This window comes from Cellulomonas sp. P5_C6 (assembly GCF_054049635.1).
In genome coordinates this window covers 1-9666 of the sequence record NZ_JBFULZ010000159.1, presented here as the reverse complement: position 1 = coordinate 9666, position 9666 = coordinate 1, and the positions used below count along the sequence as shown (strand labels likewise).

Annotated in this window: 11 protein-coding genes; 8 read left to right on the top strand and 3 right to left on the bottom strand. The window is 73.4% G+C overall.

Going from position 1 to position 9666, the window contains the following annotated elements:
- From ACXJKG_RS15905 to ACXJKG_RS15890, 4 genes are all read left to right on the top strand, one after another.
- Positions 1-1335 (top strand): Pls/PosA family non-ribosomal peptide synthetase (locus ACXJKG_RS15905; RefSeq protein ID WP_456846719.1); only part of this gene is annotated, 1335 nt, incomplete at its 5' end.
- Positions 1332-2639: a M1 family metallopeptidase gene (locus tag ACXJKG_RS15900; protein WP_456846718.1), complete on the top strand. Its 1308-nt coding sequence runs from the start codon at positions 1332-1334 to the stop codon at positions 2637-2639. The genes ACXJKG_RS15905 and ACXJKG_RS15900, both read left to right, overlap by 4 nt.
- A gap of 52 nt (positions 2640-2691) precedes the next feature.
- Positions 2692-3708, top strand: coding sequence for a TIGR03557 family F420-dependent LLM class oxidoreductase (locus tag ACXJKG_RS15895; protein WP_456846717.1), 1017 nt, complete (start codon positions 2692-2694; stop codon positions 3706-3708).
- Complete coding sequence (locus ACXJKG_RS15890) at positions 3705-4469, top strand: coenzyme F420-0:L-glutamate ligase (protein ID WP_456846716.1); 765 nt, start codon at positions 3705-3707, stop codon at positions 4467-4469. The genes ACXJKG_RS15895 and ACXJKG_RS15890 overlap by 4 nt, the downstream gene beginning before the upstream one ends.
- Here the strand turns inward: ACXJKG_RS15890 and ACXJKG_RS15885 are convergent.
- Complete coding sequence (locus ACXJKG_RS15885; protein ID WP_456846715.1) at positions 4453-5031, bottom strand: HhH-GPD-type base excision DNA repair protein; 579 nt, start codon at positions 5029-5031, stop codon at positions 4453-4455. The genes ACXJKG_RS15890 and ACXJKG_RS15885 overlap by 17 nt on opposite strands.
- 66 nt (positions 5032-5097) lie before the next feature.
- On the opposite strand from ACXJKG_RS15885, the gene ACXJKG_RS15880 reads away from it, so the two are divergent.
- The 4 genes from ACXJKG_RS15880 to ACXJKG_RS15865 all read left to right on the top strand — a co-directional run bounded on the left by ACXJKG_RS15880 (position 5098) and on the right by ACXJKG_RS15865 (position 8237).
- Positions 5098-5442, top strand: coding sequence for a TM2 domain-containing protein (locus ACXJKG_RS15880; RefSeq protein WP_456846714.1), 345 nt, complete (start codon positions 5098-5100; stop codon positions 5440-5442).
- Positions 5443-5547: 105 nt separating this feature from the next.
- Positions 5548-6546 (top strand): IS481 family transposase, encoded by a 999-nt coding sequence (locus ACXJKG_RS15875; RefSeq protein ID WP_456846713.1) that lies wholly within the window; start codon positions 5548-5550, stop codon positions 6544-6546.
- A 14-nt stretch (positions 6547-6560) separates the two neighbouring features.
- Positions 6561-7178 (top strand): 2-phospho-L-lactate guanylyltransferase, encoded by a 618-nt coding sequence (gene cofC / locus ACXJKG_RS15870; RefSeq protein ID WP_456846712.1) that lies wholly within the window; start codon positions 6561-6563, stop codon positions 7176-7178.
- A gap of 9 nt (positions 7179-7187) precedes the next feature.
- On the top strand, positions 7188-8237 hold the full coding sequence (locus ACXJKG_RS15865; protein WP_456846711.1) for a zinc-binding metallopeptidase family protein: 1050 nt from the start codon (positions 7188-7190) through the stop codon (positions 8235-8237).
- Between the two features lie 6 nt (positions 8238-8243).
- On the opposite strand, the gene cofD is transcribed toward ACXJKG_RS15865, so the two are convergent.
- The gene (gene cofD / locus ACXJKG_RS15860; RefSeq protein ID WP_456846710.1) at positions 8244-9197 is read right to left on the bottom strand and encodes a 2-phospho-L-lactate transferase; all 954 of its coding nucleotides are present in this window, start codon (positions 9195-9197) and stop codon (positions 8244-8246) included.
- Positions 9194-9666 (bottom strand): ATP-binding cassette domain-containing protein (locus ACXJKG_RS15855; protein ID WP_456846709.1); only part of this gene is annotated, 473 nt, incomplete at its 5' end. The genes ACXJKG_RS15855 and cofD, both read right to left, overlap by 4 nt.

The window sequence follows — 9666 nt, the reverse complement described above, 5'->3', positions numbered from 1 at the left end:
GCGCTGCCCGTCGTGGCCGCCGCGTGCGGGCTGCTCGTGGTCGGCGTGGCCCTGCGGGGTTCGCTCACCTGGGGGGACGCCGTCGCCGACGCCCTGCGCGCGGTGCCGCTCGGCGCCCTGACGATGGTCGTCGTGCTCGCCGTCGTCACGCTCGTCGCCGTGCGGCTGCTCGCCCTCGGGATGCGCGAGGGCTACCACGCGGTGCGCAGCCGGACCGGCTGGCAGATCTGGGCGAYCCTGCGGCTCATGGACGACGCCCGCACGACCCTGTTCCCGCTCTACTCGAGCATGGCGACCCCGGTCTGGCTGCGGGCCCTGGGCGCCGACATCGGCCGCGACGTCGAGGCCTCGACCGCGCTGATGATCCCGTCGATGACGTCGGTGGGCGACGGGGCGTTCCTCGCCGACGACACGCTCATCGGCTCGTACGAGCTGGGTCACGGGTGGCTGCGGGTCGAGCGCAGCAAGGTCGGCAAGCGCGCGTTCCTCGGCAACTCCGGGATGATCGCGCCCGGCCGGACGGTGCCCAAGCGGGGGCTCGTCGCCGTGCTGTCGGCGACGCCCGAGGACGCGCGCGCCGGCACCAGCTGGCTCGGGTCGCCGCCCGTGAAGCTGCGCCGGGTCGCGGGGGAGTCCGACGACGCTCGCACGTTCGAGCCGCCGACGCGCCTGCGCGTGGCCCGAGCGCTCGTCGAGCTCTGCCGGATCGTGCCCGTGATCTGCACGTTCGGGCTCGGCGTCCTCGTGCTGCTCGCGCTGCAGGCCGTGCTGGACGGCCCGGGGCTCGGCGCCGCCGCCCTGGTCTCGCCGGTCGTCGTGCTGCTGGCGGCGGCCCTCGCCTGCGCGCTGGCGACGGCGGCGAAGTGGCTGCTGGTCGGTCGGCTGCGTGCGGGCGACCACCCGCTGTGGAGCTCGTTCATCTGGCGCAACGAGCTCGCGGACACGTTCCTCGAGTCGGTCGCGGTGCCGTGGATGGGTCCCGCCACGATCGGGTCGCCCGCGCTCACCGTCTGGCTGCGGACGCTCGGGGCGCACATCGGCCGCGGGGTGTGGTGCGAGACCTACTGGCTGCCCGAGGCCGACCTGGTGACCCTGGGCGACTCCGCGACGGTCAACCGCGGCTGTGTCCTGCAGACTCATCTCTTTCATGATCGGGTGATGAGCATGGACACGGTGGTGCTGGGACGCGGGGCGAGCCTCGGTCCGCACGGGGTGGTGCTGCCCGCGGCGAGCCTCGACGACGGCGCGCGCGTCGGACCCGCGTCCCTCGTGCTGCGCGGCGACGCGATCCCCGCCGGGTCGCGGTGGACCGGCAACCCGGTGGCTCCCGCGTGACCAGCCCACCGGAGGACCCGTACCTGCCGGGCCGGCCCGACGTGGGGTTCGAGGTGGCCCGCTACGACCTCGAGCTGGAGTACCGGGTGGCCACCAACCGCCTCGCGGGTCGTGCCGTGGTGCACGCCCGCGCCGTCCGCCCCCTCGACCGGGTCGCCCTCGAGCTGCAGGGTCTGCGGGTCACGCACGTGCTCGTCGGCGGCCGACGGCCCGACCGCTGGACCCACCGCGGCGGCCGGCTGGTGATCCGGCTCGGGCAGGAGGTGCCCGCCGGCACCGAGCTCGCGGTCGAGGTGCAGTACGGCGGCCAGCCCGGGCCCGTGCGCGGGCCGTGGGGCGAGGTCGGCTGGGAGGAGCTCGAGGACGGCGTGATCGTCGCCGGGCAGCCCGACGGCGCGCCCAGCTGGTTCCCGTGCCACGACAGCCCGGCCGACAAGGCCACGTTCCGGATCGGCATCGCGGTCGAGGCCGGCTACCACGTCGTCGCCAACGGGCGGCTGGCGTCGCGCACCCCGCGGGCCGGCCGCGTGCACTGGGTGTACGAGCAGACCGAGCCGATGGCGCCGTACCTCGCGACCGTGCAGATCGGCCGGTACGAGCGCCTCTGGGCGGGCGCGGACGTGCTGGTCCCCGCGCGGCTGCGCGCCGCGGCGCTGCACGACCTCGGGCGCCAGCCGCAGATGCTCGAGCTCTTCGAGAGCCGGTTCGGCCCGTACCCGTTCGGCGGGTACACGGTGGTGGTCACCGACGACGACCTCGAGATCCCGCTCGAGGCGCAGGGCCTGTCCGTGTTCGGCGCCAACCACATGGACGGCCGGCGCGGGTCCGAGCGGCTGGTCGCGCACGAGCTCGCCCACCAGTGGTTCGGCAACAGCCTGACGGCCGCACGGTGGAAGGACATCTGGCTGCACGAGGGCTTCGCCTGCTACGCGGAGTGGCTGTGGTCGCAGGAGTCGGGCGGCTGGACCGCGGACCGGCACGCGCGCGCCGCCTGGGCCCGCCTCGCACAGCTGCCGCAGGACCTCGTGATCGGCGACCCCGGGCCCGACGCCATGTTCGACGACCGCCTGTACAAGCGCGGCGCCCTGACGCTGCACGCGCTGCGGCTGACCATCGGCGACGAGACGTTCTTCACGCTGCTGCGCACGTGGGCCTCGCGTTTCCGGCACGGTTCGGTGAGCACCGCGCTGTTCGTCGCGTGCGCCAGCGAGGTCAGCGGGATGTTCGTCGGGCCGCTGCTCGACGACTGGCTCTACCGCGAGCAGCTGCCGGCGCTCCCCGTCGCCGCCGCGCGGTTAGGGTGAATCGGGGACGACCTCGCGGAGCACCGCGGGACCCGCACTCACAGGAGCGTTGATGTCACAGGTCACGGCGGACGGCCTCACGGTCGGGTACGCGGCGATGCTCGAGCAGTTCCACCCGACCGAGGCGGTCGACCTGTCCGCCCACGCCGAGGCCCACGGGTTTTCCGGTGTCATGGCGGCCGACCACTACCAGCCGTGGGTTCCCGCGCAGGGTCAGGCGGCGTTCRTGTGGAACGTGCTGACGGCGCTCGGGGAGCGCACCACCGGCGACATCGGCCCCGGCGTGACCGCGCCGACGTTCCGCTGGCACCCGGCGATGGTCGCGCAGGCCTCCGCGACGCTGGCGGCGATGTACCCGGGCCGGCACTGGCTGGGCCTGGGGTCCGGCGAGGCGCTGAACGAGCACATCGTCGCGAGCTACTGGCCTGAGGCGCCCGAGCGGATCAACCGCATGTTCGAGGCCATCGACATCATCAAGAAGCTGTTCGCGGCGTCGATCGCGGGCAAGGACGTCAAGCACGCCGGGCAGTTCTACAAGCTGGAGTCGACGCGGCTGTGGACCATGCCGGAGGTCGCGCCCGAGATCCTCGTGGCGACGGCCGGCCCGGTGACCGCCAAGCGTGCGGGCCGGCTGGCCGACGGGCTCATCACCGTCGGGGCGCCGCTGGAGAAGATCTCGGGGCTGTTCGGCAAGTTCGACGAGGGCGCGCGCGAGGCAGGCAAGGACCCGGACGCGATGCCGAAGGTCCTCCAGCTGCACCTGTCGTGGGCCGAGACCGACGAGCTGGCCCTGGCGCACGCGATGCACGAGTGGCCCAACGGCGGCATGAAGTTCCCCAAGGCCGACATCCGCTCGCCGTTCGACTTCGAGCAGATGGCGAAGCTGGTGCGCCCCGAGGACTTCGAGGGCCGCATGGTCATCTCCGCGGACCCCGACGTGCACCGCGCCGAGATCCAGAAGTACGTGGACCTCGGGTTCGACCGCATCTACCTGCACAACGTCGGGCGCAACCAGCGCGAGTGGATCGAGACCTTCGGGGCGGACGTGCTGCCGAAGCTGGTGCGATGAGCGAGCTGCGGGTGTGGGCCCCCGACGGCCTCGCCGAGATCACGCCCGGCGACGACCTCGTGGCGCTGCTGACCGAGCTGCTCCGCGACGACCCGCCGGTCGACGGCGACGTCCTCGTGCTCACGTCCAAGGTCGTCTCCAAGGCCGAGGGTCGTGTGGTGTCCGCCGACGACCGCGAGCAGGCGATCACGGACGAGACCGTGCGCGTCGTCGCCACCCGCGAGCACGCCTCGGGGGTGACGCGGATCGTCGAGAACCGGCTCGGGCTCGTCATGGCCGCGGCCGGCGTCGACGCCTCCAACACGCCGGAGGGGACCGTGCTGTTGCTGCCGGTCGATCCCGACGCCTCCGCGCGGCGGCTGCGGGCCGGCCTCTCCCAGGCGTTCGGCGCGCGGATCGGCGTCGTCATCACCGACACCGCCGGGCGTCCGTGGCGGCAGGGCGTCACCGACATCGCGATCGGGGCGGCCGGTCTCGTCGTGCTCGACGACCTGCGTGGTCAGGTGGACACCTTCGGGCGCCCCCTGGTCATGACGCAGGCGGCGGTGGCCGACGAGATCGCGTCCGCCGGCGAGCTGGTCAAGGGGAAGGCCGACGGGCGGCCGCTGGCGGTCGTGCGCGGGCTCGGGCACCTGGTGACCGACGACGACGGCCCGGGCGCGCGCGTRCTGGTGCGGCTCGGCGACGAGGACATGTTCCAGCAGGGCAGCGCCGAGGCGTACTCGCAGGGCTGGAAGGACGCGCTCAGGGACCAGCAGTAGCCTTCGCGGCCGCCTTGGCCGCCTGCTTGGTGGCCCGGACCTCGCCCAGCGAGACGGGGTCGGTGACGTCCGCGATGGAGCGTCGGGACCCCGGCTCGCCGTAGGCGCCGGCTGCCTCGGCCCACCCGGCCGGCTGCACGCCGCGCTGCTTGCCGAGCAGGGCCAGGAAGATCCGGGCCTTCTGATCCCCGAAGCCGGGGAGCGCCTTGAGCCGCTTCAGCACGGTCGGCCCGTCGGGGTCGCCGTCGGTCCAGAGGCGGGTGACGTCGCCGTCGTAGTCCGCGGCGACGGCCACCGCGACGGCTTGGATGCGCCCGGCCATCGAGCCGGGGTAGCGGTGCACCGCCGGGGGTGTCGCGCACAGGGCGGCGAACGTCTCCGGGTCCGCCTCCGCGATGCGGTGCACGTCCAGGCCACCCATGCGGTCGGCGATCTTGGCGGGACCCGCGAAGGCCGACTCCATGGTGACCTGCTGGTCCAGGAGCATGCCGATGAGCAGCGCGAACGGGTCGTCGGTCAGGAGCTGGTCGGTGGTCGGGTCGCCGGTGAGCCAGAGCGTCATTGGTCCATCCTGCCGCGCGGGCGAGCCCCGCGTCGCGCCCCGGGCGTCCGCCGCTACTGTCTGGCCATGTCGATGTACCCGCCGCCGGGGAGCCCGTACGGCTACCCGCCGCCCGACCCGGCTGCTCCGTACGGCCGCGACCCGTTCACGGGCCAGCCGCTGTCGGACAAGCAGAAGGTCGTCGCCGGCCTCCTCCAGATCTTCCTCGGCACGCTCGGCGTCGGTCGCTTCTACACCGGTCACACCGGGATCGCGGTGACGCAGCTCCTGATGACCGTGGTGGGCTGGCTGACGGTGATCTTCTTCGTCGGAGTCTTCCTGCTGATCGGCGTCGCGATCTGGGCGTTCATCGACGGGATCATCCTGCTCTCCGCGGGCGGGACGGACTCGCGAGGACTGAAGCTCCGCTAGTTGTAGTTCCTCGGGACGTTGTGATCGGTGTGGGCCTGGGCAGATGACGAGGACCTCCGGTATTCAAGGGGTTACCACACCAGCCTCGAACACCCGGAGGTCCTCGTGACCCACGCTAATGCCCCGATGACGCCGACCGGCAGGCTCAGGTTGGCTCAGGCGATCGTCGATGAGGGGTGGCCGGTTCGGCGGGCTGCCGAGCGGTTCCGATGCTCGCCTGCCACCGCGTCGAGGTGGGCGCGCCGGTATCGCGCTGGCGAGCCGCTCACGGACCGGTCCTCACGTCCGAACCGGTCCCCGGGGCGTTGCCCGCGGCGTCTGGAGCGGCGGATCGTGGCGTTGCGGTTCACTCGCCGCTGGGGGCCGCACCGCATCGGCTACCACCTGGGTGTACCGCGGGCCACGGTCGGGCGGGTCCTGGCCCGTTACCGGATGCCGCGGCTCGCGCACGTGGACCAGGTCACCGGTCTGCCGGTCCGCAAGGCGGCAGTGAACCGCTACGAGGCCGCCGCGCCCGGCGAGCTGGTGCACGTCGACATCAAGAAGCTGGGCCGGATCCCCGACGGGGGCGGGTGGCGTGTCCACGGGCGCGGTTCAGCCCAGGCGCGCAGGGTCGGTGTCGCCCAAGACCGCGCCGGCCGGGCCGGGGCCGCGTCCTCACGCGGCTACCGGTTCATCCACCACGCCGTCGATGACCACTCCCGGCTGGCCTACTCCGAGATCCTCACCGACGAGCGCAAGGAGACCGCCGCGGCGTTCTGGATCCGCGCCCGGGCCTACTTCTCGAGTTTTGGGGTCGAGGTCCGTGCGGTGATGACCGACAACGGGTCCTGCTACCGGTCGCGGACCTTCGCCGCGGCCCTCGGTGAGGTCAAGCACCGCCGCACGCGGCCCTACCGCCCCCAGACCAACGGAAAGGTGGAGAGGTTCAACCGCACCCTGGCCACCGAATGGGCCTACGCCACGGCCTACGTCAGCGACGACGCCCGCGCCGCGACCTACGCCACCTGGCTGCACCACTACAACCACCACCGACCCCACACCGGCATCGGCGGCGCCGTCCCCGCAGACCGCGTTCACAACCTCACGGGGAACTACAGCTAGTGCGCTGGGTCGTCGTGGTTCCTGTGAAGCCCGCCGCCGCGGGCAAGACGCGGCTGGCCGGGGCGCTGTCCGACGCCGCCCGCGAGCGGCTGGTCCGCGCGATGGCGCTCGACACGGTCGCCGCTGCTGCTGCCGCCGAGGGCGTCGAGAGGGTGGTCGTCGTGACCGCCGACGCGGCGTTGCGCACGCTGCTCGCGGCGTCCGTCGAGCTGGTCGACGACCCGAACGGCGGCCTCAACAACGCCGTGCGCGCGGGGATCGACCGGGCCGCGGTGCTCGACCCGGAGGCGGGCGTCGCGGCCCTGCTCGGCGACCTGCCCGCGCTGCGGCCCGCCGACCTGGCGGACGCCCTGAGCATGGCGGGGGCGCACGACAAGGCCGTGGTCGCCGACGCCGGCGGGACCGGGACGACCCTCCTGGCGGCCCTGCCGGGGGTCGTGCTCGAGCCTCGGTTCGGCGCGGGCTCCGCCGCCGCGCACGAGCGGGCGGGGCACGTCCGGCTGACGGTTCCCGCCACCTCGACCGTGCGGCGGGACGTCGACGTGCCGGACGACCTGATCGAGGTCGAGCGGCTCGGCGTCGGGCCCGCGACGCGCGCGGTGCTGGGCCTCGATCGAGACCCGGTGGGTTAGCGTCAGCGCGTGCTCCTGTACCGCTGTCCCCGCTGTGCGAGCGTCGCCTTCGTCGAGACCACCGCGTGCGACGCGTGCGGGCTCGAGATGGGGTTCCACCCGCCGACGCTGACCATGCGGCCGGCGCCGGCGCAGGGCACCGATGTCGACGGCACGTGGTGGTTCCCGTGCACCAACCGCGGGTGGGGGTGCAACTGGCTCGCGGCGGCCGACTCGGGGGCGGGTCGTTGCCTCGCCTGCCGGTTGATCCGCACGCGGCCCGACAACGCCGACACCCTGGCGCTGGAGAAGCTCGCCACGACCTCGGGCGACGAGCGCCGGCTGCTCGTGCAGCTGGCCGACCTCGGGCTGCCGATCACGCCCTGGTACGAGAAGCAGGGCGGCCTCGGCTTCGACCTGCTCTCGTCACGGTCCGACGGGGCCAGCGTGCGGATCGGGCACGCCAACGGGATCGTCACCATCGACCTCGCGGAGTCGCTCGACGCGCACCGGGAGGCCCTGCGGGTCAGGCTGGGCGAGCCGTACCGCACGATGCTCGGCCACTTCCGGCACGAGGTCGGGCACTACTACGAGTGGATCCTGGTCGAGCAGACCGGCTGGATCGACGAGTGCCGCACGGTGTTCGGCGACGAGCGCGCGTCGTACCGCGACGCCATCGCCCGCCACTACCGCACGGGCGCGCCGCGGGACTGGGCCGAGAGCTTCATCTCCGAGTACGCGACGATGCACCCGTGGGAGGACTTCGCGGAGTGCTTCGCCCACTACCTGCACCTGACGAGCACCCTGCAGACGGCGGCCGCGGGCGGGCTCACGCTCCAGGTCGAGGGCGTCCCGCAGATGGCCGACGGCGAGGTGCGTCCGCGGACCGGCTATGCCGCCGCGACGATGGACGAGATCCTCACCGACTGGCTGCCCGTCGCCACGTTCCTCAACCGGGTCAACCGCGCGATGGGCAAGAGCGACCTGTACCCGTTCGTCATTGCGGAGCCCGTGGCCCGCAAGCTCGACTTCGTGCACCGCGTCGTCACGGCGTCCCGGGTGGAGCGACCGTTCGGCTGACGCCCGTCAGGGGAGCCGGTCGACCAGGGCGAGGGCGTCGGCCGCGATGCGCGCGGTCGTCGGGATGTCGCGCATGAGCGTGTCCACCGCGGCCGAGGCCCAGCCGCCCTCGCGCAGGGTCGCGACGGCGTCCGCGTCGACGGTGTCCACCAGCCACGCGTCCAGCACCCCGGCGGGGCGCCGGCCGTAGTGCTCGGCCACGGCGAGCGCCGTCGTCTCCACGCCGATCGCGGCCAGGCACGCGTCGGCCATGCCCCGCACGGGCGCGCCGCCGATCACGGGGCTGATCCCGACGACGGGCGCGGACGTGGTGCGCACGGCGTCACGGATGCCGGGGATCGCGAGGATCGTGCCGACGGACACCACCGGGTTGGACGGCGGGACGACGAGCACGTCGGCGTCGGCGATCGCCGCCAGGACGCCCGGGGCGGGGTCGGCCGTCCAGAGGTTCGTCTGCACGAACCGGCGGGCAGGCAGGGCGGCGCGGTGCCGGACCCACCACTCCTCGAAGTGCATCGTCGTGCCGTCGTCGACGACGACCTGCGTCTCCACCTCGTCGTCGGTCATGGGCAGCAGCGTGACGCCCGGCTCCCAGCGCTCCGCCAGACGGGCCGTGACCTGCGACAACGGCAGCCCAGAACGCAGCAGCTCGGTGCGGGCCAGGTGCGTCGCCAGGTCGAGGTCGCCCAGCGTGAACCACTCCCAGCCGAGCCCGTACGCCTGCAGGTCGTCGCTGACCCGACGGGTCTCGTCGCGGCGCCCCCAGCCCTGGTCCTCGTGCACGGCGCCGCCGAGCGTGTACATCAGCGTGTCGAGGTCGGGGCAGACGCGGACGCCGTGCAGCCACATGTCGTCGCCGGTGTTGGCGACGACCGTGATGTCCGCGTCGGGCACCAGGGCTCGCAGGCCCCGGGTGAAGCGCGCGCCGCCGACCCCGCCGGACAGGACCGTGATCTTCATGCAGGCCTCCTGGGATCGGGGGACGTCTCGTGGAACGCGATCACGGGGCGACCCGTGCGGGGGTGCTCGAGGACGTCGGCCTCCACGCCGTAGACCTCGCGCAGGAGATCGGGCACGAGGACGTCGCGCGGGTGGCCGGCTGCCGCGAGGTGGCCGTCGGCCAGCACGAGCACGTGCTCGCAGAACGCGGCGGCGAGGTTGAGGTCGTGCAGGGCCGCGATGGTGGTGGTGCCCAGGTCCCGGACGAACGCGAGCAGGCTCAGCTGGGCGCTGAYGTCGAGGTGGTTGGTCGGCTCGTCGAGGAGCAGCAGGTCGGGCTCCTGCGCGAGGGCGCGGGCGATGTGCACGCGCTGCCGCTCGCCGCCGGACAGGGAGGACCAGGGGCGGTCGGCCAGGTGGTCGGCCTGCGCGCTGACCAGCGCGCGGTCGATCGCGGCGTCGTCCGGGTCGCTGCCCCACAGGCTCCGGT

What these genes read in the sequence shown, in the direction of transcription:
- ACXJKG_RS15885 (WP_456846715.1), bottom strand. Translation starts at nt 5,031, where the DNA reads ATGACGCTCTGGCTCACCGGCGACCCGACCACCGACCAGCTCCTGACC.
- ACXJKG_RS15880 (WP_456846714.1), top strand. Translation starts at nt 5,098, where the DNA reads ATGTCGATGTACCCGCCGCCGGGGAGCCCGTACGGCTACCCGCCGCCC.
- cofD (WP_456846710.1), bottom strand. Translation starts at nt 9,197, where the DNA reads ATGAAGATCACGGTCCTGTCCGGCGGGGTCGGCGGCGCGCGCTTCACC.